Annotated in this window: 19 protein-coding genes; 5 read left to right on the forward strand and 14 right to left on the reverse strand. The window is 62.4% G+C overall.

Going from position 1 to position 25,154, the window contains the following annotated elements:
• Positions 1–120 precede the first annotated feature (120 nt).
• Complete coding sequence (dapA, locus tag KUV26_RS09615; RefSeq protein WP_222508176.1) at positions 121–993, forward strand: 4-hydroxy-tetrahydrodipicolinate synthase; 873 nt, start codon at positions 121–123, stop codon at positions 991–993.
• 54 nt (positions 994–1,047) lie between these two features.
• On the opposite strand, the gene KUV26_RS09620 is transcribed toward dapA, so the two are convergent.
• The 11 genes from KUV26_RS09620 to KUV26_RS09670 all read right to left on the reverse strand — a co-directional run bounded on the left by KUV26_RS09620 (position 1,048) and on the right by KUV26_RS09670 (position 15,110).
• Complete coding sequence (locus tag KUV26_RS09620) at positions 1,048–1,956, reverse strand: sigma-70 family RNA polymerase sigma factor (protein WP_222508177.1); 909 nt, start codon at positions 1,954–1,956, stop codon at positions 1,048–1,050.
• The gene (locus tag KUV26_RS09625) at positions 1,953–2,414 is read right to left on the reverse strand and encodes a carboxymuconolactone decarboxylase family protein (protein WP_222503315.1); all 462 of its coding nucleotides are present in this window, start codon (positions 2,412–2,414) and stop codon (positions 1,953–1,955) included. The genes KUV26_RS09620 and KUV26_RS09625 overlap by 4 nt, the downstream gene beginning before the upstream one ends.
• A gap of 116 nt (positions 2,415–2,530) precedes the next feature.
• Positions 2,531–3,418 carry a dimethyl sulfoxide reductase anchor subunit family protein gene (locus tag KUV26_RS09630; RefSeq protein WP_222508178.1) on the reverse strand — a complete coding sequence of 296 codons (888 nt, stop codon included), beginning with the start codon at positions 3,416–3,418 and terminating at the stop codon, positions 2,531–2,533.
• The gene (locus KUV26_RS09635) at positions 3,418–4,182 is read right to left on the reverse strand and encodes a 4Fe-4S dicluster domain-containing protein (RefSeq protein WP_222503317.1); all 765 of its coding nucleotides are present in this window, start codon (positions 4,180–4,182) and stop codon (positions 3,418–3,420) included. The genes KUV26_RS09630 and KUV26_RS09635 overlap by 1 nt, the downstream gene beginning before the upstream one ends.
• Positions 4,179–7,001, reverse strand: coding sequence for a molybdopterin oxidoreductase family protein (locus KUV26_RS09640; protein ID WP_222508179.1), 2,823 nt, complete (start codon positions 6,999–7,001; stop codon positions 4,179–4,181). The genes KUV26_RS09635 and KUV26_RS09640 overlap by 4 nt, the downstream gene beginning before the upstream one ends.
• A 24-nt stretch (positions 7,002–7,025) precedes the next feature.
• Positions 7,026–8,057, reverse strand: a complete 1,032-nt coding sequence (locus KUV26_RS09645) for a YeiH family protein (RefSeq protein ID WP_222503319.1) — start codon at positions 8,055–8,057, stop codon at positions 7,026–7,028.
• Between the two features lie 80 nt (positions 8,058–8,137).
• Positions 8,138–9,148: a phosphate acetyltransferase gene (gene pta / locus KUV26_RS09650; protein WP_315900098.1), complete on the reverse strand. Its 1,011-nt coding sequence runs from the start codon at positions 9,146–9,148 to the stop codon at positions 8,138–8,140.
• 42 nt (positions 9,149–9,190) lie between these two features.
• Entirely contained in the window at positions 9,191–9,937 is a 747-nt protein-coding gene (locus KUV26_RS09655) for a sulfite exporter TauE/SafE family protein (RefSeq protein WP_222508181.1), read from the reverse strand.
• 5 nt (positions 9,938–9,942) lie between these two features.
• A complete protein-coding gene (xsc, locus tag KUV26_RS09660) occupies positions 9,943–11,715 on the reverse strand; it encodes a sulfoacetaldehyde acetyltransferase (protein ID WP_222503322.1) in 1,773 nt (590 codons plus the stop codon).
• Positions 11,716–11,980: 265 nt separating this feature from the next.
• Complete coding sequence (locus KUV26_RS09665) at positions 11,981–13,441, reverse strand: PLP-dependent aminotransferase family protein (protein ID WP_222508182.1); 1,461 nt, start codon at positions 13,439–13,441, stop codon at positions 11,981–11,983.
• Between the two features lie 271 nt (positions 13,442–13,712).
• Positions 13,713–15,110: an aspartate aminotransferase family protein gene (locus KUV26_RS09670; protein ID WP_222508183.1), complete on the reverse strand. Its 1,398-nt coding sequence runs from the start codon at positions 15,108–15,110 to the stop codon at positions 13,713–13,715.
• A 295-nt stretch (positions 15,111–15,405) separates the two neighbouring features.
• Here KUV26_RS09670 and KUV26_RS09675 point away from each other — a divergent pair, with 295 nt between their 5' ends.
• Together KUV26_RS09675 and KUV26_RS09680 are read left to right on the forward strand one after the other, a co-directional pair.
• Positions 15,406–16,182: a 3-keto-5-aminohexanoate cleavage protein gene (locus KUV26_RS09675; protein ID WP_222508184.1), complete on the forward strand. Its 777-nt coding sequence runs from the start codon at positions 15,406–15,408 to the stop codon at positions 16,180–16,182.
• 2 nt (positions 16,183–16,184) lie between these two features.
• Positions 16,185–17,513 (forward strand): aspartate aminotransferase family protein, encoded by a 1,329-nt coding sequence (locus KUV26_RS09680; RefSeq protein ID WP_222508185.1) that lies wholly within the window; start codon positions 16,185–16,187, stop codon positions 17,511–17,513.
• A gap of 68 nt (positions 17,514–17,581) precedes the next feature.
• On the opposite strand, the gene eda is transcribed toward KUV26_RS09680, so the two are convergent.
• From eda to zwf, 3 genes are read right to left on the reverse strand one after another with little or no spacing between them, the layout of a single operon-like run.
• Positions 17,582–18,232 carry a bifunctional 4-hydroxy-2-oxoglutarate aldolase/2-dehydro-3-deoxy-phosphogluconate aldolase gene (eda, locus tag KUV26_RS09685; RefSeq protein ID WP_222503326.1) on the reverse strand — a complete coding sequence of 217 codons (651 nt, stop codon included), beginning with the start codon at positions 18,230–18,232 and terminating at the stop codon, positions 17,582–17,584.
• A gap of 3 nt (positions 18,233–18,235) precedes the next feature.
• On the reverse strand, positions 18,236–20,044 hold the full coding sequence (edd, locus tag KUV26_RS09690; RefSeq protein ID WP_222508186.1) for a phosphogluconate dehydratase: 1,809 nt from the start codon (positions 20,042–20,044) through the stop codon (positions 18,236–18,238).
• Positions 20,045–20,092: 48 nt separating this feature from the next.
• Complete coding sequence (gene zwf / locus KUV26_RS09695) at positions 20,093–21,553, reverse strand: glucose-6-phosphate dehydrogenase (RefSeq protein ID WP_222503328.1); 1,461 nt, start codon at positions 21,551–21,553, stop codon at positions 20,093–20,095.
• 295 nt (positions 21,554–21,848) lie between these two features.
• On the opposite strand from zwf, the gene KUV26_RS09700 reads away from it, so the two are divergent.
• Positions 21,849–22,952, forward strand: a complete 1,104-nt coding sequence (locus KUV26_RS09700) for a CaiB/BaiF CoA transferase family protein (RefSeq protein WP_222508187.1) — start codon at positions 21,849–21,851, stop codon at positions 22,950–22,952.
• 196 nt (positions 22,953–23,148) lie between these two features.
• Entirely contained in the window at positions 23,149–25,134 is a 1,986-nt protein-coding gene (locus KUV26_RS09705) for a CocE/NonD family hydrolase (protein WP_222508188.1), read from the forward strand.
• Positions 25,135–25,154 lie beyond the last annotated feature (20 nt).

The following is a 25,154-nucleotide window of genomic DNA, read 5'->3' on the forward strand; positions in this document are numbered from 1 at the left end:
TCCGGGGATAGAGGCTTGAACGTTACTCATTGGCGTGCCGGTATCAACACAATTCACTGGCATTCCGTATCTTGACGGCGGCGGATTGCCGCCTGCACCTGCAGCGAAGGGAGCGTGCCCATGTTCAAAGGCTCTATGCCAGCACTCGTTACCCCGTTTTCGAACGGCGAGCTGGATCTGGATGCGCTCAAACGTCTGGTGGAATGGCAGATTGCCGAAGGCTCCACCGGTCTGGTGCCCGTCGGCACCACCGGCGAAAGCCCGACTCTGTCTCATGAAGAACACGAGCTGGTCATCGCGGAAACGGTCAAGGCAGCGGCCGGCCGGGTGCCGGTGATCGCGGGCGCAGGCTCCAACAACACCGTCGAGATGATTCGATTCGTCGAATTCGCCAAGAAGGTCGGTGCCGATGCGGCGCTGGTTGTGACCCCCTATTACAACAAGCCGACCCAGCGCGGCATGGTGCAGCACTTCCAGGCTGCTCATGACTGCGCCGAGATCCCGATCATCATCTACAACATTCCCGGCCGTTCAGTTGTCGACATGACACCTGCAACCATGGGCGAGCTGGCCAAGCTGCCGCGCATCATCGGGGTGAAGGACGCCACCGGCGATCTGGCCCGGGTCAGCCAGCAGCGCGCCGCCTGCGGCAAGGATTTCGTGCAGCTGTCCGGCGAGGATGCAACCGCGCTGGGCTTCAATGCCCACGGCGGTGTCGGCTGCATCTCGGTGACTGCAAACGTTGCCCCGAAGCTCTGCGCCGAATTCCAGGCTGCCACTTTGGAAGGCGATTACGCCAAGGCGCTGGAATATCAGGACCGGCTGATGCCGCTGCATGAAGCCATCTTCATCGAGCCCGGCCTCGCAGGCGCCAAGTACGGCCTGTCGAAGCTCGGCATGTGCAACGAAGAGGTCCGCTCGCCGCTGACCACGCTGGAAGACAGCACCAAGGCTGCGATCGACGCAGCGATGCTGCACGCGGGTCTGCTGTAAACATCTTCGACAGCTAAAAAAATCAGGGGCGGTTCCGGTGCGGAGCCGCCTTTTTCAGTTCCGGCTTGAAAGAGAACCGCCCTGCTGCAGCGCCTTGGCCAGGTGCCGGGTCTTGTCCGGATTGCGGGTCACATAGATCCGCGTGATCCGGCCCGATGTGATTTCGAGCGAGGTAGCCTGAAGGATGCCATCCTCTGCCAGGTTCAGAACTGCCGGCAGGCCGTTCAGCCTGCAAAACCGCCACGGGAGCGGAGCGGAGCTGCCGAACTTGCGGGCTACACCCTCCAGAAGCCGCAGCACTTTCTCCCGCCCGTAAATCGGGTTGAGGGCTGCCATCGCCTTGCCGCCGCCATCCGAAATCAGCTGGACATCCCGGGCAAGAAGCCGGGTCAGCGCTGCTGTGTCGCCGGTCCTGGACGCGCGGAAAAAGGCTTCGGTCAGATCCTGTCCCTGACGCGGATCGGCAGGCGGCTGGGACCGCAGCCTCTGCACCTTACGGCGGGCGCGCGCTGCCAGTTGCCGGCAGGCGTCAGGCGACCGGTTCAGCGCGGCAGAGATGTCGTCATAGGAGCTGTCGAAGATGTCATGCAGCAGAAAGGCGGCACGTTCCAGGGGCGACAGTGCTTCCAGCGCAAGCAGCAGGGCAACCGAGACGTCGTGGTCCAGTTTTTCGGTCGCGTCCTCGGTCAGCAGCGGCTCCGGCAGCCATTCTCCGGTATATGTCTCGCGCCGGGCACGGGCTGATTTCAGCTGGTCCAGGCACAGCCGGGTGGTGATCCGCATCAAATATCCGGCCGGATCTTGCACCTGCGCTTGCGGTGCCGCCTGCCAGCGCAGGTAAGCATCCTGCAGGATGTCTTCCGCATCGCTGACAGTGCCCAGCATGCGATAGGCGGCCGCAAACAATCGCGGCCGCGTCGCCAGGAACTCATCGGTTCCCTCACTTTGCTGCTGAGCTGTCACGCGGCGTTGGCCTCCTCAGCGGCAGGATGCGGGGTGCGAAAGCCGATTGCAATGCGGTTCCAGGCGTTGATGGCGCTGATCAGAAGCGTCAGCAGCACTTGCTCGCGCGGCGCAAAGACATGCGCGACGGATTCATAGTCCGCATCCGGAGCAGCGGTGCCTTCGATCCGCGTCAGCGCCTCCGTCCAAGCCAGTGCCGCCCGCTCGCGGTCCGAGTAGAGCGAGGACTCGCGCCAGGCATTCAGCAGCTGCATCCGGTGTTCGCTTTCGCCATGAGCGCGCAGGTCTTGGCTGTGCATGTGGATGCAGAAGGCGCAGCCGTTGATCTGCGAGGCACGCAATTTGACCAGCTCCACCAGGCTGTGCTCAAGAGTGCTGTCCTTGAACAGCTTTTCCTGGTCAATCATCGGCTGAAACAGGTCTGGGGCGATAGCGAAATAGTCAAGGCGTTGGGTCATTCGTCAGTTCCTTTCTGGTAGCTTCAGGAACAGGACGAGGCAGCCTTGCGGTTTGTGACATGGCTGGCAAAAAAACTGGGAAAAACGGGGCGCCGCATTGGGCGCCCCGGGAAATTTCAGCGTTTGCCGTAGTAAAGGCCGACCACATGTTCGGCCTGAGCAAAGAACAGCCAGCGCGAGGCGGCAACGCCCGCCAGGTGCGATAGCACCGCGAGAGCGGCAAACACGTGCTTTATCACAAAACCCTGAACCGGGGTCAGGATCAGCAGCAGCGGCAAGGCGAAGCCAAGGGTGAAGGCAATCATCCGCAGCTTCTGCGCGTGTTTGCGGCCGACCAGATGCACGAATTCGCGCAATAGGTAGTTCGACCCTGTGTGCGGCGGCTCGAATGCGCGCACGGCACCGCGATCCCCGAGGCCAGTGGCCGTGCCCAGGTTGGTGCCGGATCTCTCCAGCGCCTTGTCGCCCTTGGCCCAATAGGCCAGCTGAAGCGCACCGGCGATGGCCAGCAGCCAAGGCGCGACGCTTTCGGCTCCGGCCAGCAGCGCGCCGCCCGCCAGGCTGAAGGCGAGGAACATTGCCGGTGTCAGTGCCATGTTCCAGCGCGGAACGGTCTTGAGCTGGGTGTAGATCATGGACGTCGTGAAGACAGTAGCGAGGCTCAATGCTGCGCCGATCCAGCCCAGCAAGGTCCAATCGCTGTCCAGGAACACGGCGCCAAGCGCGTAGAGCCCCATGATGATCAGCGCGGCAACGGCACAGACGCCCTCGCGGCTGAGCCAGCTGGTTTTCCACTGGGTGAAGGCGCGCCATGCACGTTCGGGGCGGCCGAGGTGGAAGGTGGATGCCAGAAGGCCGCCGCAGGCAAGGCCATAGGCGATGGCATAGAACACAAAGGCCACGGTGCCGGTTGCCGCAGGCTGACCGAGGCCCAGGAAGAACAGCAGACCGAAGCCCAAACCTGACAGAGTAGTGAAAATGATGACGGATGGTGCCGGATGCATCAGTTCGCTCCTCCCGGAAGTTTATCGAGAGCTTTGTCGAGCCAGCCCATGAAACCCTGCGGCTCTTCGGCCACCGGCGCCAACAGAGGCGCGAGGATGTCGATTTCCTCTTCGATGGTGTCCTTGGGGCGGGGCGGGAGGTACTTGTTCACTGGTTTGGTGCCCATCTCCGGCATCAAGTCCATGCCGCCACGCTCTGCCACCAGTTGGGAAACATCGCTGTCCGGGTCGCCCAGATCGCCGAAATGCCGTGCGCCCGCAGGGCAAGTCCGCACGCAGGAGGGAATGCGGTCCACCTCCGGCAGGTTCTCATTATAGATCCGGTCTACGCAAAGGGTGCATTTCTTCATCACGCCCTCGGCCAGGTCCAGCTCCCTGGCTCCGTAGGGGCAAGACCAAGCGCAGAGACCGCAGCCGATGCAGTGGTCCTCGTTCACCAGAACGATGCCATCCTCGGCACGCTTATAGCTGGCGCCGGTGGGGCAGACAGTGACGCAAGGAGCATCCTCGCAATGCAGGCACGACTTGGGAAAATGGATCAGCTGGGCGTGGCCTTCCGCCGGCTGAACCTCGTAGGAATGCACCCGGTTCAGGAAGGTGCCCGAGGGATCGCCGCCATAGGGGTTCTGATCCGACAGCGGCGCGCCGTAGTTTTCCGTGTTCCAGCCTTTGCAGGAGATCACGCAGGCATGGCAGCCGACGCAAGTGTCCAGGTCAATGACCAGACCCATCTTTCGCTCTGTGGCGTTGGGGAGCTCGGTCATTTGCCTACTTTCCACTTCAGTTCTTTCGGGCCGGTGCCGACCGGGGATTCCTGCGCCGGGAAGGCCGGTTTGCTTTCCTGCATGTCTCCCGGAGCAGCGGCCTTTTCGATTTTGACCTTCAGATCGAACCAAGCGGCCTGGCCGGTGATCGGGTCCGAGTTGGCCCACCGCATGCCATCGCCCTTGGGCGGAAGAAGTTCGTGGATCAGGTGATTGAGCAGGAAGCCCTTAGTGGCCTCGGGCGCATCCTCCTCCAGTGCCCAGGCGCCCTTACGCTTGCCGATGGCGTTCCAGGTCCAGACGGTGTTGTCGTTGAGCGCGGCCATCTCCATCACCGGCACGGTGATTTCGCCGTGCGGTGAGGTGACCTTCGCCCAGTCGCCGTCCTGCAGCCCGTGCTCGCGCATCAGCTTGGTTGGCACATACATGGGATTGCGGCCGTGCAGCTGCCGCAGCCAGGCGTTCTGGGTGCCCCAGGAGTGGTACATCGCCATCGGGCGCTGGGTCAGTGCGTTGACGGTAAAGCCTTCGTTGCCCTGCTGGTCGGTCTCGTACCAAATCGGCAGCGGGTCCATCACGTCCTTGACCCGCTGGCGCAGGTGTTCGGGCGGCTGGCGCTCGCCATGGCCTTCGGCAGCCAGCTGGAACTTGCGCATCGGTTCGACGTAGAGCTGGAACAGATAGGGTTGCGGGCTGTCGTAGATGCCCATGCCCACCGCCCAGTCCTGGTAAGCGGCGTTCCAGGGTTTGTAATAGTCCGCGCCTTCCGGGATGTGGGCGACGTAGAATCCGCCGTTTTCGATGTATTTGTTCAGCTGATCCGGGTTCACCTCGCCCCGGCCTTCCTTGTCGCCGTTTTCACCGCGAAAGCCTGCCAGCGGGCCGATGCCCGGCTTGCGCTCGTGGTTGACGATGTAGTCGGCGTAATCCTTCCACTTGGGGCTGCCGTCATCGTTGGTGAAGCCCGGCAGGCTCATTCGGTTGGCCAGTTCGATCAGCACGGACTGGAAGCCGCGCACATCGCGGTCGGGCTCGATCACCGGCCAGCGGATCGCATCGGCCGCCGCATCCGCCTCGCAGATCGGACGGTCCAGCAGCGAAATGCAATCATGCCGCTCCAGATAGGTGGTGTCAGGCAGGATCAGATCGGCATAGGCCACCATCTCCGACGAATAGGCATCGGAATAGATGATATGCGGGATCATGTAACCGCCGCCGTCGTTGCGGGCGCTCAGCATCTCCATCACGCCCTTGGTGTTCATCGAGGAGTTCCACGACATGTTGGCCATGTACATGAACAGGGTGTCGATCTTGTACGGATCGCCTGCATAGGCGTTGGAGATCACCATATGCATCAGCCCATGCGCCGACATCGGGTTCTCCCAGGTGAACGCCTTGTCGATGCGCTGGGGCTTGCCGTTTTCGTCCAGCAGCAGATCCTCGGGGCCGCGCGGGAAGCCGAGGTGCGGGCCATCCAGCGGACGGCCGGGGCGGCGGTCGCCGTGCGGGGTGGGGTGGGCCTCGATGGGTTTGGGGTAGGGCGGCTTGAAGCGGAAGCCGCCGGGTACCTCGACGGTGCCCAGGAGGATCTGCAGCACATGCAGCGCGCGGCAGGTCTGGAAGCCGTTGGCGTGCGCCGACACCCCGCGCATCGCGTGCATCGACACCGGGCGGCCGGTCATCTTGCTGTGTGTCTCGCCGCGGAAATCGGTCCATTCGACGTTCAGCTCGAACGCCTCGTCAAAGGCAACGCGGGCCAGCTCGCCGGCAATGGCGCGGATCCGCTTGGCCGGGATGCCGCATTTGTCCGCAATGGCCTCGGGCGCGTAGTCCGGCGACAGGTAGCGTTCTGCCATCAGGTGGAAGACCGGCCGGTGGGTTACGCCGTCCTTCTCGTAAACGGCTGTCAGGTCCGGGCGCACACCGGGCTGGTCGAAGGGTGTGAGCTCGCCGGTGTTACGGTCGATCACCAGCATTTTGCCGGCGTCATCGCGCAGGAACAGGCCGTTTTCCGGGCCTTTGGAGGCGTTGATCAGCACCGGCGCGTTGGTGTAGCGGCTAAGGTAGTCGAGGTCGATCTTGCCTGCCTTCATCAGCACATGGATCAGCGACAGGATGAACAGCCCGTCTGTGCCTGGGGTGATGCCGACCCAGTCATCCGCCACCGCGTTATAGCCGGAGCGGATCGGGTTCACGCCGATCACCCGCGCGCCGCGCTTCTTGATCTTGCCGATGCCCATCTTGATCGGGTTGGAGTCATGGTCCTCGGCCACGCCGAACAGCATGAACAGCTTGGTGTGCTCCCAGTCGGGCTGGCCGAATTCCCAGAACGCGCCGCCCATCGTGTAGATCCCGGCAGTCGCCATGTTGACCGAGCAGAAGCCGCCGTGCGCGGCGTAGTTCGGAGTGCCGAAATTCTGCGCCCAGAAGCTGGTGAAGCTCTGGCTCTGGTCGCGCCCGGTGAAAAAGGCCAGTTTTTGCGGCGCGGTTTCGTGCAGCTCGTTCAGCCAGCCGACGGCGGTGCTGATCGCCTCGTCCCAGGAAATCTCCCGGAAATCGCCCGACCCGCGCGGCCCAACCCGCTTGAGCGGGGCGCGCAGCCGCGAAGGCGCGTTCACCTGCATGATCCCCGCAGACCCCTTGGCGCAGAGCACGCCCTTGTTCACCGGATGGTCGCGGTTGCCTTCGATATAGGCGACCTTGCTGTCCTTCATGTGAACATTGATGCCGCAGCGGCAGGCGCACATGTAGCAGGTGGTTTTCCGCACCTCGTCGGATACAGGGGGGGACGTGTCCACCCGGGGTTGCTGGAATGTCATCTGGCCTCCCTTCTGGTCTCCCGATCAGGTCAACAGCTCAATCCCCGCCAGGATCAGCCCGGCAATGAACAGAGTTTCAACGATGATCAGGGCAATGGCCGCGCCTCCTACGGCCAGGACCTGTTTCAGATTTGTTTTCATACCCACCGCAGCGATTGCGGTAAGCAGCAGCCAGCGCGACGCGTGGCTGAGGAATTCAGTAATGGCCGCCGGGATCAGGCCAAAGGAGTTGATCCCCGCCAGCACCAGGAATGCGATCACAAAGCCCGGCAGGACCGGCGGACGTTTGCCGTCGCTGGGCAGCTCGGCAAAAGAGCGGATCATCAGCGAGGCCGCCAGCACGATCGGGGCCAGCATCGCCACCCGCATCAGCTTGACCAGAGTTGCGGTGTCGCCGGTTTGCTCGGAGATCGAAAAGCCCGCGCCGACCACTTGCGCCACGTCGTGGATGGTGCCGCCCAGGAACACGCCTGCCTGGATGGAGTTCAGCTCCAGCAGGTTCACCAGGATCGGATAGGCGATCATCGCCACCGTCGATAGCACCGTCACGCCCATCACGGTAAAGATCAGCCGCTCCTCGGAACGTTCGTCACGGGGCAGGATGGCGCTGATCGCCATTGCCGCCGAGGCGCCGCAGATCGCCACCGAGCCTGCGGTCAGAAAGGCAAAGCGCCACTTGTGGCCGAAGAACCGCGCCACGGCGAGGCCAAAGAGAATGGTGGCAACCACGCCGCCGACCACCAGCGCAATCAGATCCCAGCCCAGCCCCATCATCAGCGACATTGAGATGCGTACGCCCAGCAGGGCAACGCCGAGCCGTAGCAGCGAGCGGGCGGAAAAGGCAATGCCAGGCACGGTCTTGCCCTCTTCGCCCAGGAAGCTGACGGCGATCCCCAGAAGCAGTGCCAGCAGCATGGCGGGTGTCGCGTAGTGCTCCGCAAGGAACTGCGCTGTGATGGCAACTAGGGCCGACACCGCCACCCCTGGCAGGAGTTGGCGGAGTTTGTTTTGCAATTCACCCGATTGCAGAGATGTTATTTGTGTCAGAACGGACATGGCGGGAAACTTTCCTGATAGACCCATGGGTTGCACATTCTGGCCTGGGGTCAAGAGTGCGTCGTGCCCAAAAGGTGGATTTACGGGTTCGCCTGCAGAATGGTGACGGCGATGATTTGGGTGACATCTTCGGCGCTGCAGCCGCGCGACAGGTCGTTGGCGGGTTTTGCCAGCCCCTGCAGGACCGGGCCGATGGCGGAATAGCCGCCCAGCCGCTGGGTGATCTTGTAGCCGATGTTGCCGGCATCCAGATTGGGGAAGATCATCACATTGGCTTGGCCTGCGACGCTGGAGCCGGGCGACTTGCGCTCCCCGACCGCGGGTACAAAGGCTGCGTCGAATTGCAGTTCGCCATCAGCGGGCACGTCAGGATAGGTTTCCCGGAACAGGCTGAGGGCTTCGGTCACTTTGTCCACTGCGGGGTGTTTGGCACTGCCGGTGGTGGAGAAGCTGAGAAACGCCAGCTTCGGGTCCACCCGAAGCAGCGCGCGGGCCGATCGGGCCGAGGCGGCGGCGATGGCGACCATCTCGGAAGGTTTGGGATCAATTACCAGCCCGCAGTCGGAGTAGAGCATCGCCCGGGCGCCAATCGGCGCGCCTTCGGGCGGGTACATCAGGAAGAATGAGGAGACCATACCGGCATCCGGGGCCATGCCGATCACCTGAATGGCGCTGCGCACCACGTCACCGGTGGTGTGCACGGCGCCGCCGACGGTGCCGGTGGCATGGCCCAGCCGAACCAGCATTGCGGCGTATACCAGCGGGGTTTCGGCTGCGGCACGTGCCTTGGCTTCATCTACGCCCTTGTGCTTGCGCAGTTCATAGTACTCGGTGGCGAAGGCGGCAGTCAGCTCCGATGAAGCGGGGTCGTGGATGGCGACGCCGACGCTGGCGCTGGCGCTTTCCGCCTGCAGTGCAGCTTCGACTTCAGCCTTCGGGCCGACAAGGATCACATCGGCAATGCCCGCTTGATGCGCCGCCAGGGCGCCAGCAACCACGCGGGGATCGGTGCCCTCACTGAGAGCGACAACGGGGCGGGCCGCCGGGGGGCTGGCCTTCAGCAGTTCAAGCGGGGATAGGGTCTGGGTCACGGGCATTGTCCTGTAACAGCGGTTGCGGGGCAGGGCGGACGGTCAAAACGCCAGCCGTGCGATATTGATCAGCGACAGCGCGGTCAGCATCAGAACCACCGCGCGGCGGAACAGCGTCTGCGAGACCGCCTTGAAGCTATGAGACCCGGCCCAGATGCCGAGGCCCAGAATGGGAAAGGCCAGCAGGATGCCGGTCAGGGTTTCCGGCCCGACCAGCCCGTTGGCGGCCATAACCGGCAGAGCCATCACATCGATGCCGGTCAGGAACACGATCATCGTGGCGCGGAACACCGCAGGCGGCACCGGCTGCGCGGTCAGAAAAGCTGCCACCGGAAGGCCGCCGACACCGGCGCTGTTTGCGATCCCTGCAATGGCACCCACGCCGACGTTGCCGTTGCGCCCCACCGGGCGCGTCAGCTGCCAGCCGCTGAGCAAAACCAGGCTCAGCACCAGAATCAGGCTCGAAATCGCCAGCCGTGCTTCCTGCTCGCCCAGCCTTGCCATGATGGCAATGGCGGGAACGGTGGCGACGGCAGCACCTGCCAAAAGGGCAATTGCGCGGCGCCAGTCGATATGCGGGCGGATGTCCCGTGCCTGAAAGGCGGTCATGGCGATTTCGCAGGAAAACACCACCGGGATCAGCGGCAGCGGGTTAGTGGTCAGCGCCGCCAGGATGATGAAGATCGCGGAAAACCCGAAACCGGAGAAGCCCCGGATAACGGCCGCCGCGAATAACGCGGCGGCCAGATAGAGCCCCTGGCCCATGGAGAGGTCAAAGGGCAGGAGCATTGGGTTCAGACCTTCTGCGGACGCATGTCGTCCTTGCTGATGCCTGCAACTTGAACCGGTTTCTTCATCGCGTCACGGCGGAAGGGCTCACCAAGTTCCTGGTTGATCAAGGCTTCGATCAGGGTGGTGATGCCTTTCTTCTGGTCTTCGCAGGCCTGGCGCAGCGCCTCGGTCAGCTCGTCCTGAGTGCGGGCCACGACACCTTTCAGGCCGCAGGCCTGCGCGATGCCGGCATAGGACACCTGGGTGTCCAATTCGGTGCCGACAAAGTTGTCGTCGAACCACAGGGTGGAGTTCCGCTTTTCCGCGCCCCACTGGTAGTTGCGGAAGACAACCTGGGTGATCGCGGGCCATTCCTCGCGGCCGATTGCGGTCAGTTCGGTCACCGCGATGCCGAAGGCGCCGTCACCGGAGAAGCCGACAACCGGCACGTCCGGGCAGCCGATCTTAGCGCCGACAACCGCCGGCAGGCCATAGCCGCAGGGGCCGAACAGGCCGGGGGCCAGATACTTGCGGCCTTCCTCGAAGGACGGGTAAGCGTTGCCGATAGCGCAGTTGTTGCCGATGTCGGAGGAGATGATCGCATCCTTCGGCAAGCCGGCCTGGATCGCACGCCATGCGCGGCGCGGCGACAGCCAGTCGGGTTTGGCAGCGCGAGCGCGCTCGTTCCAGGTGGTGCCGGGATCGTCTTGCTCATGGTCCATCGAGGACAGTTCCTGGGCCCAAGCGGACTTGGTGTGCGCGATCAGCGCCTTGCGCTCCTCACGGCCCTCATCGCCTGCGGTGGCGGAGAGTTTTTCCAGGATGGTGTCTGCAACCTGCTTGGCATCGCCGACGATGCCGACAGTGACTTTCTTGGTCAGGCCGATGCGGTCCGGGTTGATGTCAACCTGGATGATCTTCGCTTCGGTCGGCCAGTAGTCGATGCCGTAGCCGGGCAGGGTCGAGAACGGGTTCAGGCGGGTGCCCAGGGCCAGGACAACGTCCGCCTTCGAGATCAGTTCCATGCCGGCCTTGGAGCCGTTGTAGCCCAGCGGGCCAGCAAACAGCGGGTGCGAGCCGGGGAAAGCGTCGTTGTGCTGGTAGCCTACGCAGACCGGGGCGTCCAGACGTTCGGCCAGGGCGATGGACGACGGAATGGCGCCGCCAATGACAACGCCGGCACCGTTCAGGATGACCGGGAATTTGGCGCTGGACAGCAGTTCGGCTGCCTCATTGACAGCGTCGGTGCCGCCTGCGGGGCGTTCGAAATCAACAACGGCCGGCAGTTCGATGTCCACCACTTGGGTGAAATAGTCGCGCGGCACATTGATCTGGGCCGGTGCGGAGTTGCGCTTGGCCTGCATGATCACGCGGTTCAGCACTTCAGCCATGCGGGACGGGTCGCGTACTTCTTCCTGGTAGCAAACGCAGTCCGCGAACAAACGCATCTGTTCCATTTCCTGGAAGCCGCCTTGGCCCATAGTCTTGTTTGCCGCCTGCGGGGTGACCAGCAGCAGCGGAGTGTGGTTCCAATAGGCGGTCTTCACCGCGGTCACGAAGTTGGTGATGCCGGGGCCGTTCTGTGCGATCATCATCGACATCTTGCCGGTGGCGCGGGTGTAGCCGTCCGCCATCATGCCGCCGGAGCCTTCATGCGCGCAATCCCAGAAGGTGATGCCTGCCGGCTCGAAGATGTCGGAGATCGGCATCATTGCCGAGCCGATAATACCAAAGGCATGCTCGATGCCGTGCATCTGAAGCACTTTGACGAAGGCTTCTTCGGTGGTCATTTTCATGGGTATTGCTCCTGAGTGAGACGCATAATCCGCCCGGGCAGGTGTGCCGGGAATTGACTCTGGTTTAGGCGGGAGCGGGAGGTCCGGTTAGGGCCAGTTGATCTGCTGGAATAGGTCCAAAACTGGACTCATGAAAGTAGCCGGAAGGGTTTTTCACATAAGGTTCAGCCGGTAACGCCCGTTAAGAACCTTAATCTGTATGTATCGTTGGGTGATACGTTTTGTATCATTTAACGGATTTGACCCTGCGGAACAGGTGCAGTGTTCAGCGCTGTTTCAGCTCTTGCGCCAGCAAAGCCAGGCCCGGTTCGATTCGGGTGGCCGGAATCGAGGAATAGCCCAGCCTGTAGAAGTTCTGCTTGCGGTGTTCCGCCGAGAAAAACGGGGCGCCGGGCTCGATGATGACGCTCTCGTCCCGCAGCCGTTCGGCGACGGCGGTGGCATCCACATCTTCCGGGGCCTGCATCCACAGCGCTGAACCGCCAAAGCTGCCAACTCCGGCAATGGTCAGGCCGTGTTTGCGGATGGCGTCCTCAATAACGGCACGCCGGTCGTGCAGGACCTTGGCAATGCGCCGGATCTGAGCATCGTAGTGGCCGAGCGAGAGGAAGTAGGCGACCGTGCGCTGCACGTGGCCGGGGGGGTGCCGCAGTACGCTGGCCCGCAATGCGCGGGCCTGGCGGATGAAGGGCTCGGAGCCGACGAGATAGCCTAGCCGCAAACCCGGAAACAGTGATTTTGAGAAGCTGCCTGCATAAATCACCCTCCCTTCCGTATCGAGCGACTTCAACGACGGCGAAGGTGCACCCAGGAAGGACATTTCGAACTCGTAGTCGTCTTCGACAATAACCGCATCGATCTCGCCGGCCCGCCGCAACAATTCCTTGCGCCGTTCCATCGGCATCGTGAAAGTGGTGGGGCTCTGGTGACTGGGGGTGCAGAAAATGACGTTGGTATCATCAGGAATGCTGCCCGGCGGCAGTCCGCGCTCATCCACCGGGATGCAATCGACCTGGCATCGGGTCTGCACGACCTGGTCTCGCAGGGTGTAGTAAGCCGGGTCTTCCACCGCTGCCCGCCGCCCGCGGTTCAAAAGCAGCTGGCAGGTAATCCAAAGGGCGTTCTGGGCGCCCAGCGTGATCAGGATTTCCTCCGGCCTAGCCGTGATTCCACGCCGCGGCAGGGTGTGCCGGGCGATGTATTCCAGCAGAAGCGGGTCGTCCTGGTCGAAATAGTCATTGGCGAGTGCGGCAAAGTCCTTCTGCCCCAAGGCGCGCAGTGCGCACAGCCGCCAGTTCGCGTGATCAAACAGGGAGGCGTCGGCCTGCCCGTAGATGAACGGGTAACGGTAATCGCGCCAGTCCTGCGGTTTGCGGGGCGTGTCGCCGCCAGTGAAGCTGCGCGCCAGCACCTTACCCCAGTCCACCGTATCACCGGATTTCTGCTGCGGCGTATAGGAGGGCGGCACCGGCGCATTGTCTGAGACAAAATACCCCGACCGCCCGCGCGAGGTGAGATAATCGTTTGCCAAAAGCTCCGTGTAGGCCAGCGTCACCGTGATCCGGCTGATACCCAGATGCGCGGCCAGCTTACGTGAGGACGGCAGCTTCTCCCCGACCCGGAAGCGGCCAGAAAGAATGCCTTCGGCAATCATTTCCTGGATCTGCGCCTGCAGGGTGCCTTGAGCGTCCGGGTTCAGAAAGAATGTGTCGACGGAGATGGCCATGGCTGCCACATTAGGGTGGACTTAAACGCGGTGCAATCTGGACTTAGAGCCGGTTCGGAGGAAACTGTGGTTTGCTCCGCCCTAAAGTGGAGATTGCAGCGCGCCTATTGTCAAAGGATGCTTGATAAACTGGCGGCGGCCGGATTTTTTGCTGGGTCAGCCAGCGGCCGTCCTGACCTGATTTTCCAGGACGGAGCCGGGTAGGCCGCTGCCAAAGAAGACGCCCCGGAACTTCCGGGGCGCAGTTTGTTCGTCTAACAGGGAGAGGTTGTCAGCCGAAAACTTTGGTCAGGGCCTTGTCGACCGCATCGCAGATCTGGTCGATGTCGTCCGCGGTGGCGATCAGCGCCGGGCTGAAGCACAGGGTGTTGTTGCGGCCCGGCAGCGAGCGATTGGTGACGCCGATGATCACACCCTGCGCTCCGCATTCCGCGACGACCTGCTGGGCCAGCTTCTCGTCCACCGGCTCCTTGGTTTCGCGATCCTGCACCAGCTCGGCACCCAGGAACAGACCCTTGCCGCGTACATCGCCGATCACGGCGTGCTTCTCTTGCAGCTTGCGCAGGTTGTCCAGCATCCGCTCGCCCATGGCTGCGCAGTTATCCAGCAGGTTTTCGTCCTCGATGATCTGCATGTTCACCAGCGCCGCTGCGGGGCCCGCGGTGCAGCCGCCGAAGGTGGAAATGTCGCGGAAGTAGTTCATCGGATCGGAGGTGTCGTCCTTGAACATCTCAAAGACTTCCTCAGTGGTAACCATACAGGCAATTGCCGCATAACCGGAGGCCACACCTTTGGCCATAGTCACGAAATCGGGCTTGATGCCGTACTGCTGATAGCCGAACCATTTGCCGGTACGGCCAACGCCGCAGACAACCTCGTCGATATGCAGCAGCACATCGTACTTCTTACAGATCTCCTGCACACGCTCCCAATAGCCTTCCGGCGCTTCGATCACGCCGCCGCCCGCGGTCACCGGCTCCAGGCACAGGGCACCAACGGTTTCCGGGCCTTCCCGCAGGATGACTTCTTCGATGGCGTCAGCAGCGGCGATGCCGAATTCGCGGCCCGAAAGATGCTCCAGGCCCAGCTCATGCTTGCGGTATTCCATGCAGTGCGGGACGCGGACAAAGTCGGGTGCAAAGGGGCCGTACTGGGCGTTGCGCTCATCCTGGCCGCCTGCCGACATAGTTGCCAGGGTGGAGCCGTGGTAATCGCGGTCGCGGTACAGGATCTTGGTTTTCTTGCCGCCATATTTCTTGTGGGCGATCTGGCGGACCATCTTGAAGGCCTTCTCGTTGGCCTCGGAACCGGAGTTGGTGTAGTAGACGCGGGTCATGCCCGGCATCTTGGAGATCAACTTCTCTGCGAACAGCGCGCCCGGGATGGAGCCCGCGGAGTTGGCGAAATAGCAGACCTTCATCAGCTGGTCGTATACCGCCTTGCAAATGTTCTCGCGGCCGTAGCCGACGTTGACGGTCCAGACGCCGCCGGAAACCGCATCCAGGAACTCCTTGCCGTTCTGATCCCAAACGCGCATGCCCTTGCCTTCGACAATGATGCGCGGGTCGGAGCTTTCCAGCGCCTTGTGCTGGAACAGGTGGTGCCACATGTGGGCCTTGTCGGCCTCGACCACACGGGAGAGATCGTTTTCGTTGAACGTGCCGTCCATGACATGTCCTTTCGGCGTTAGAAGTGAATCAGGCTGCCTGGCACCCTACAGGGCTACTGAGGCGTATTATGTACCAGAAACGTCAGATTCCGAGAATTCGTTAGGGCCAGAGCATGTGCTTGCTTAGGTCCAGAGGCGGGATGTTCAGCTTGCGTCGGCAAGGCGCCGCCGGACGTACTCCATTTCAGAACAAATGTTTTGGAATTGTGATGTTGAGATTGCTTGTGCTGACAGTCCAAGGTTCCGTCGGCCGTGGCCTGCATTGCGGCAGGACTTGCTGCATAGGAGGCAGACAGTGGCAGAGTACAAATTGATGGTTGCACCGAATGGCGCCCGGCGCACACGTGCGGATCATCCGCAACTGCCGGTGACGCCCGAACAGACAGCACAGGCCGCCGCCGCTTGTTTTTCCGGGGGGGCGAGGGCTTTGCATTTACATGTGCGGGACGCTGAAGGGCACCATTCACTGGACGCAGGCCGCTACCGTGAAGCCCTTGATGCGGTGCGGGAAAGCGCGCCGGCAATGGCCGTGCAGATCACCACGGAAAGCGCCGGGCTATACAACGTGGAGGACCAGCTCACCTGTCTGGACAAGCTGCGCCCTGCAGCGGCCTCTGTCTCGGTGAGGGAAATGGCCCGGGACGCGGAGCTCGCCGCGCGCGCCTATGCCCTGTGCGCGGAAGCAGGCACGGAAGTGCAGCATATCCTGTACGGTCCGGACTGCATCGCCCAACTGTGCGCCTGGTACCAGGACGGCACCGTTCCGGGGGTCATGCGCGATGCGATCTTTGTTCTGGGCACGTACAGCCCGCCTGTTCTGGCGAAGCCCAGGGGGCTCGCGGCCTTCCGTGACGCTGCGGCGGATATGCGTCTCAACTGGACTGTCTGTGCTTTTGGCCGGCATGAACGCGCCTGCCTGCTGGCTGCTATTGCTACGGGCGGGGATGCGCGAATCGGATTTGAGAATAACATCGAAACACCAGAGGGCGGGCTTCTTGCAGATAATGCAGCCTCGGTCGCCGCTTTCGTTCAGGCCGCAAAGGCCCAGGGCCATACGCTCAAGGAGTGCTGATCATGAGTCATGTCTTTCCCCGCCACACCAAAGCCAGCCTGCCCACTGCTGTTGCAGGCGACGGTTGTTACCTGATCGATGCCAGCGGCAAGCGCTATTTCGACGGCTCCGGCGGCGCGGCAGTCTCCTGCCTGGGCCATTCCGACGCCGATGTGATCAAGGCCGTGCAGGAGCAGGTCGGCAAGCTGGCCTTTGCCCATACCGGTTTCCTCACCTCGGAACCGGCGGAAGAGCTGGCGGACTTGCTGGTGGCCAACGCGCCGGGGGACATCGACCGGGTTTATTTTGTATCCGGCGGATCGGAGGCCACCGAGGCCGCGATAAAACTCGCCCGCCAGTACCACCTGGAGCGCGGCGAGCCGCAGCGCCGCCATATCATCGCCCGCAAGCAGAGCTACCATGGTAATACCCTTGGCGCGCTGGCCGCAGGCGGCAACGAATGGCGCCGCACCCAGTTCGCACCGCTGCTGATCGACATTTCCCATATCTCGCCCTGCTACGAATACACCGGCCGGGCCGAGGGGGAGAGCAGCTATGACTACGGCCAGCGGGTGGCGAATGAGCTTGAGGCAGAAATCCTCCGCCTCGGCCCCGAGACCGTGATGGCATTCATGGCGGAGCCTGTGGTTGGCGCCACCTCCGGCGCAGTGCCGGCGGTTGAGGGCTATTTCAAGCGCGTCCGCGAGATCTGCGACCAATACGGTGTGCTGCTGATCCTGGACGAGGTGATGTGCGGCATGGGCCGCACCGGGCATCTGTTCGCCTGCGAAGCAGACGGCGTGGCGCCTGATATTCTTTGCATCGCTAAGGGCTTGGGCGCCGGCTACCAGCCGATTGGCGCAATGCTCTGCACCCGGCAGATCTATGAGGCGATTGAACACGGCTCCGGCTTCTTCCAGCACGGCCACACCTACATCGGCCACCCTGTGGCGACTGCTGCAGGCCTTGCCGTGGTAAAGGCGATGCTGGAGCGCGGCCTGGTGAAACGCTGTGCGGAAATGGGAGAGAAGCTGCAGGCGGCGCTGGAGGACCGTTTTGGCCTGCATCCTAATGTGGGCGACATCCGCGGCCGCGGACTGTTCCGCGGGGTGGAACTGGTGGCTGACCGCGATACCAAGGAGCCTTTTGATCCTTCTTTGGGTCTGGCGGGCAAGATCAAGAAGGCGGCGTTCGAGGCCGGGCTGATATGCTATCCGATGTCGGGCACGCGGGATGGACGGAACGGCGACCACATCCTGCTGGCGCCGCCTTTCATCATAACCGAGAAACAAATCACTGAAGTGGTGGACAAGCTGGAAACATCGATAAACCAGTGTGTGCCAGAGGCATAAATTCGCGGATCGAGGAAGCCGACTGCACGCCGGACAGGATCTGCAACCCCTTCCGGAACCTTTAATAATCAGCCTTTACCCAATTTGCTTGCGTCGCGTGCCAGTGTTTCGATGGCTGTCCAGTTTCCGGATTGGACCAGATCCTTGGGGGCCACCCAGCTGCCGCCGGCGCAAACCACATTGGGCAGGCTGAGGTAGCTTTCGGCATTGGCCGGACTTATGCCGCCTGTGGGGCAGAAGGAGATTTGCGGCAGCGGCGCGCCAATGGCCTTTAGCGCTGGTGCGCCTCCGGAGGCCTCGGCCGGAAAGAACTTCAGCATTCCATAGCCGCGGGCCAGCAGGCGCATCGCCTCGGTCGCGGTGGCGGCGCCAGGCAAAAGCGGCAGGCCGATGGATTCGCATGCATCCAGAAGATAGTCGGTTGCGCCGGGGGAAACGCCGAACCGGGCGCCGGCCTCCTTTGCGGCCTCTGCGTCCTTGGGGGTGATCAGCGTCCCGGCTCCGACCACACCGCCTTTCACCTGTGCCATTTCGCGGATTACATCCAGCGCCGCACCTGTGCGGAGGGTGACTTCCAAGGCGGGCAGGCCGCCTGCCACCAAAGACTCAGCCAGAGGGCGGGCATGGGCCGCATCTTCCACCACCAGCACCGGCATCACCGGCGCCAGGGCGCAAATCTCGCAGGTGCGCAGGCTGGCGTCCTGAGGGCTTATCCGCATGAGTTACACTCCAAAAACGCTGGCGCCTTCGTCGGCTGAAGCAACCGAGCGGCGGAACAGGGAAAACAGCTCGCGGCCGGTGCCGTGCTGATAGGCGCTCAGGTCGGCCGTGGCGGGTTCGCGGTCCAGCGCGCCTTCAGTGAGGACTTCCAGTGTGCCCTTCACCGCATCCAGCCGCACCAAGTCGCCACTCCGGATCCGGGAAATCGGCCCGCCATCCAGGGCTTCGGGTACCACGTGGATCGCGGCCGGTACCTTTCCGGATGCGCCTGACATCCGGCCATCCGTCACCAGCGCCACTTTCTGGCCGCGGCCTTGCATGATGCCGAGGAAGGGAGTGAGGCTGTGCAGTTCCGGCATGCCGTTGGCCTTGGGGCCTTGGAAGCGCACCACCACGATCACATCGCCGGTCAGTTCGCCTGCCTTGAAGGCCGTCTTGGCTTCCTCCTGGTCGTGGAAGACCCGGGCAGGGGCCTCTACCACGTGGTGCTCTTTCGCGACCGCCGAGACCTTGATGACGGCAGTGCCCAGGTTGCCTGTCAGCCGTCTCAGCCCGCCGGTTTTCTGGAACGGCGCCTCCGCCGGGCGCAGCACCGCTTCGTTCAGGCTTTGCCCCGGGCCGGGGCGGAATGTGAGGCCGTCCTCCGACAGGAAAGGCTCCTGGGTGTAATGCTCCAGCCCTTCGCCCGCCACGGTCCTGGTGTCAGGATGCAAAAGGCCGGTCTTCAGCAACTCGCCGATCATGTAGCCGAGGCCGCCGGCGGCGTGGAAATGGTTCACGTCTGCAAGGCCGTTGGGATAGACCCGGGCCAGGAGCGGCACCACGTCGGAGAGGTCTGCAAAGTCCTGCCAGTCCAGCAGAATGCCGCCCGCCCGCGCCATTGCGATCAGATGGATCAGCAGGTTGGTTGAGCCACCGGTGGCCATTAGGCCGACAATGCCGTTGGCATAGGCTTTCTCGTCTAGCACGTCGCAGACCGGGGTATAGTTGTTACCAAGGGCGCTGAGCGACAAGGCCCGTTTTGCCCCTTCCACCGTCAGCGCCTCGCGCAGGGGGGTGCCGGGGTTTACGAAGGACGAGCCGGGCAGGTGCAGTCCCATGAACTCCATCAGCATCTGGTTGGTGTTGGCGGTGCCGTAGAAGGTGCATGTGCCGGGGCCGTGGTAGGCGGCCATCTCCGCCTTCAGCAGTTCTTCGCGGGAGATCTCGCCGGCGGCGAACTTCTGGCGGATATGAGCCTTGTCGTCATTTGCCAGACCGCTGGTCATCGGGCCCGCGGGCAGGAACACTGCCGGGATATGGCCGAAGGCCTGGGCGCCGATCACCAGCCCGGGCACGATCTTATCGCAGACTCCCAGGAACACCGCTGCATCAAAAACGTTGTGGCTGAGCGCGACACCTGCGGCCATGGCGATGGTGTCGCGGGAAAACAGGCTCAGTTCCATGCCGGCCTCGCCCTGGGTGACACCGTCGCACATGGCAGGGACGCCGCCTGCCACCTGCGCAGTGCCGCCGGCTTGGCGTAACGCGTCGCGGATCAGGGCCGGATAGGTCTCAAACGGCTGATGCGCCGACAGCATGTCGTTATAGGCGGTAACGATTCCCAGGTGGCCCTTGGAGGCCTCAGCAAGGGTCTGCTGGTCTGGGCCCGTGGCTGCATAGGCGTGGGCCTGGCCGGAGCAGGACAAATGGGCGCGGGCCGGCCCTTTGCCCTGTGCGGCGCGCATCCGTTCTAGATAGGCCGCGCGGGTGGACTCGCTGCGGCGGATGATACGGTCGGTGACGGTGGCCAGTGCGGAGTTCAAGCTCATGGGGTGCCTTTGTAGCAAACTGGGGGGCCGAAGGGGAGGTCAGCTATATTATGTTCCGATGCCGCGCCAGCGGCGGCCGTCACGGTGGATCAGCAAGAGCGAGTCATCCGGGCCGGAACCGCCGCTGTCATAGGGTTGAGGGGGATGACCTGTTTCCTGCCAGCCGGCGATAATCGGGTCTGCCCAGGCCCAGGCGGCCTCGACTTCGTCGCCACGCATAAACAGGGTCTGGTTGCCGCGGATCACATCCATGATCAGCCGCTCGTAGGCATCCTGAGGGCGGCCGGATTCCGGAAGCTCGTCGGCAAATGTCATGTCCAGGTTGGCGCCAGTCAGCCGCATGCCCCCGGGGCCGGGGTCCTTGATGGTAGTCTTCAGCGTGATGCCTTCATCTGGCTGCAGGCGGATGACCAGCACATTTCCGTGTACGGTGCCGGAGCCTTCGAAGATGTTGTGAGGCGGATCGCGGAAGTAGACGGCAATCTCGCTCACCCGTTCGCGCAGGCATTTGCCGGTGCGCAGATAGAACGGTGTGCCGGCCCATCGCCAGTTCGCCACCTCCACCTTGAGCGCGATATAGCTTTCGGTGCGGCTGGCGGCATTGCCTGCGTGGTCGCGGTAGCTATCGCCTTTCTTGCCGCCGTTCGTGCCTCTGTACTGGCCGCGGGCGATGTCGGATTGCGGCACCGGACGTAAGGCTTCTATCACCTTGACCTTTTCATCGCGTACCGCATTGGGCGTGAATTTTGCCGGCGGCTCCATCGCGGTCAGGCACAGAAGCTGCATCAGGTGGTTCTGCACCATGTCCCGCATGGCGCCGGATTTGTCGTAATATTCGCCCCGTCCCTCGACGCCGATGCTTTCGGCCACCGTGATTTGCACATGGTCGATGTGCGAGGAATTCCACAGCGGTTCGAACAGCGAATTGGCAAAGCGCAGCGCCATCAGGTTCTGCACCGTCTCTTTGCCGAGGTAATGGTCGATCCGGTAGATCTGCCGCTCCTCAAAGTGTTCCCGCAATGCAGCGTTCAGCGCTTGCGCTGAAGCCAGGTCGTGGCCAAAGGGCTTTTCCAGGACGATGCGGCTCTGTGGCGTGGCGATACCCGTTTGGCTGAGGCGGCGGGCAATGTCCGTAAACAGGGACGGGCCGACGGACAGGTAGAAGGCGCGCACCGCGTCATCGCGCAGTTTGGCCTGAAACTCTTCCCAGCCGGCATCTCCGCGCGCGTCCACCGCTGCATAGTCCAGAAGCGCGGTGAAGGCGGCGATTTCTTCGGGCGTGGTTCCCACATCCTGGCCGAATTCCCGGATTGCATCTGCGGTCTGGCTGCGGAACTCTTCCGCAGTGAGTTCGCTGCGGGAACTGCCGATGATCCGGCATTCCGTGTTGAATTGCCCGATTTGAAAGCGGTGGAACAAAGCCGGCAGGATTTTCCGGCGCGCCAGGTCGCCGGTCGCGCCGAACAGCACGAGATCAAAGGGTTCAACTGGAATGACGCGGGAAACCATTGATTTTACATCGCTGTTCCATTGGGGCCGCAGAGCCAGGCCATTGTGCCGCCATGGGCGGGGCAATTCAATTGCCTCTGCTGGCATAGGGGTGGTTTAAAACATGTTAACGCTAACGTTTCTGATGTGGAATGGCTACTGGAAACTTCACTAGAACTGGCAGGCAGAAGACTTCTTTCAGGGAAAGTAGTCACACCGTCTTTGTTTGGGCGAAATTTGATCAAATCTTGCCCGATGGCCCGGCAGCAGCTAAGCATGTTCGAAAATGAGCAATTGCCAACAGGAAGGAGTGTCCATGACCCCGCTCGCAGGCCTAAAAGTGATTGAACTTGCCCGTATCTTGGCAGGACCGTGGATCGGCCAGTCGCTGGCGGATCTAGGGGCGGAGGTCGTTAAGGTGGAGAGCCCCGATGGTGACGATACCCGAAAGTGGGGGCCGCCTTTCATTGAACGGGAAGGTGATAAAACTGCCGCCTACTATTACGCTGCCAACCGCGGCAAGGATTGCGTAACTGCTGACTTCCGCACCGAGGAAGGCAGACAAGTGGTGATCAATCTGGTCCGCGATGCGGATATATTGATTGAGAACTTCAAGGTCGGAGGCCTGAAAAAATACGGACTGGACTATGAAAGCTTGTCGCGGATCAACCCGCGGCTGATTTATTGCTCGGTCACCGGTTTCGGACAGGATGGCCCTTACGCAGCACGCGCAGGGTATGACTTTCTGCTGCAAGGCATGTCGGGGCTGATGTCGATCACAGGTGCGCAGGACGGGCAGCCGCAGAAGGTGGGGGTGGCGATTACCGATATTGTCACCGGGCTTTACGGCACCATCGGGATTCTGGCTGCAGTGGAGCAGCGCCACACCACGGGCAGGGGGCAGCATCTGGACATGTCGCTGATGGACTGCGCCACGGCTCTCCTGGCAAATCAGGCGATGAACTATCTTGCGACTGGCAACAGTCCCACGCGGCTAGGCAACGACCACCCGAATATCGCCCCTTATCAGGTGATGGAGGTGAAAGACGGCCATGTGATCCTTGCGGTGGGCAATGACGGCCAGTTCCAGCGGCTGTGCGATGTTCTAGGGCTGGCCGAAGCCAAAGTGGACCCGCGTTTTCAAACCAATCAGCTGCGGGTTTCAAACCGCAGAGCGCTGACGGCGGTTCTGGAAGAGGTGCTGGCAAATTGGACGCAAGCGAGCTTGTTAACAGCGCTGGAAGCGGCAACGGTGCCGGCCGGGCCGATCAACACCATTGCACAGGCCTTCGAGGACCCGCAGATCAAGTCCCGCGGAATGCAGATTGCCCCCGAAGGTGTGCCCGGGGTGCGCGGGCCCTGGAAGTTCTCGGAGGCTGAGCTGGCGCTGGAGAAAACGGCGCCGAAGCTGCCGGAGTAGCGGTGCAGCCCGCTTGCCCTGCACCTTTGCTGAACCGCCGAAAATGTGCCTGGGGCTGCGTTCCCTTTCGCGATGAGTGCACTGGGGCGCGTAAATTCGCTTACATTTGCTTCAAAGCGTTCCCTTTTCAGCGGCTGGAAAATTGGGAAATGTGCGGTCAAGGCAGACGCTACATTTGACAAAGAGGTTACCGCCCATGCCCGGCACTTACAGCATCATTGAAAACACCTGGATTACCTTACCTGACGGGCGCAGGCTTTCGGCGCGCATCTGGATGCCCGCGGGTGAGGGGGCGTTTCCGGCAATTCTGGAGTACCTGCCTTACCGCAAGCGTGATGGCACTGCGCCGCGGGATGAAACCACGCACACCGTATTCGCAGCCGAGGGCTATGCTTGTGTCCGGGTGGATATTTCCGGGACCGGTGACAGTGAGGGCGTGTTTGATGATGAATACTCTGAACAGGAGCTGAGCGACGGCGAAGCTGTGCTCGAATGGATAGCTGCACAAAACTGGTGCGACGGCAACATTGGCATGATCGGCATCAGCTGGGGCGGCTTCAACGGGTTGCAGCTGGCCTTCCGCCGCCCGCAGGCGCTGAAGGCGGTGGTCTCGGTGGCCTCGACCGTGGACCGGTACGCCGATGACATCCACTACATGGGCGGCTGCCTGTTGAGCGATAATGCCAATTGGGGCAGCCAGATGTTTGCCTACCAGTCGCGCCCCGCCGACCCGGTGCATCGCGCGGATTGGAGGGAAGACTGGATTAAGCGGATTGAGGAAATGCCGTTCATGGCTGCCGAGTGGCTGCGCCGGCAAGTCCGCGGGGATTTCTGGAAGCACGGATCGGTTTGCGAAGACTGGCCCGCAATTCAGGCGCCAGTGCTGGCGATCACAGGCTGGGCCGATGCCTATGTGAATGCGCCTTCCGCGCTTGCGGCCAACCTGACCGCGCCTGCGAAGGCTATGATTGGCCCGTGGGAGCACCGCTATGCCCACATCGCCAAGCTGGATCCTGCCGATTTCCATGGCGAGGTGCTGCGCTGGTTCGGCAAGTGGCTGAAGGGCGAGGAAACCGGTGCCGAAGATTTGCCGGATTACCGTATTTTCATGCAAGAGCATTTCAACCCCAGCATGCAGAACAAGCCGCGCCAAGGCCGTTGGGTGGCTGAGGCGAAGTGGCCCTCGCCAAATGTGCGGGACCGGGTGATGTTTCTGGGGCAGGGAACTCTGGGAGACCAGCCCGTGGCCGGAACGCTGGCCATCAGCAGCCCGGCGACCTTGGGCCGGGCCGGGGGATACTTCTGCCCGGGCATGCGGTACGACAATGAACTGGCGGGCGATCAGGCGGAGGATGACAGGCTGTCGGCTTGCTTTGAGACCGCGCCTTTGGCCGAACCGCTGGAACTGCTGGGCCGGCCGCGGGTGAAGGTGGCGTTCAGCGTAGATAAACCAGTGGCTCAGCTGGTGGCACGGGTTTGCGATGTCTCGCCGGAAGGCGTTTCACAGCGGATCACATACCGGCCCCTGAACCTCTCATGCCGCAATGGCTTCGAGGCTCCTGAGAAACTTGTGCCGGGCGAGCGCTATGAAGCTGAGATTGAACTGAATGAATGCGCGCACCGCTTGAAGCCTGGTCATGTGTTGCGGCTGGCATTGTCTACGTCTTACTGGCCTATTGTTTGGCCCTCGCCAGAAGCAGCCGAGGTGATGCTGCATCTGGAGGATAGCTCACTGGTGTTGCCGGAACGTTTCGTGACTGAAGAGATCCTGCCGCAGAACCCAGGCGCGGCGCGGGATTATCCGGTACTGAAGGCTGAGCAACTGCGCAACGCCAGCGGCCGCTCCAAGATGTGGACCCGCGAGGACGGCGCATTGGTGCTCGACACTTTTGACGACTACGGGAAGGCTGTAGACCCCTACCACGGCATGTGCGTGGGCAGTCATGTGGCGATGCACTACGAAGTGCATCCGGACGATCCGGCAACCGCAGCTTTTGCCAGCGATTGGACCTTTGAATTCGAGCGCGGCGGCTGGCAGGTCTCGATCGATACGGAGAACAAGGTGACCTGCGACCGCGAGAATTTTTATCTCTGGCGCAAGGTCACGGCTTATGAAGGCGCGGAAAAAGAAGTGGCGGTAACCAAGGAGTGGCGGGAGTCTGTGCCCCGAGGGGTGCTGTAGGCGGCACGCTGACAGCTCTG

This window comes from Leisingera daeponensis (assembly GCF_019801465.1).
GTDB classification, from domain to species: domain Bacteria; phylum Pseudomonadota; class Alphaproteobacteria; order Rhodobacterales; family Rhodobacteraceae; genus Leisingera; species Leisingera daeponensis_A.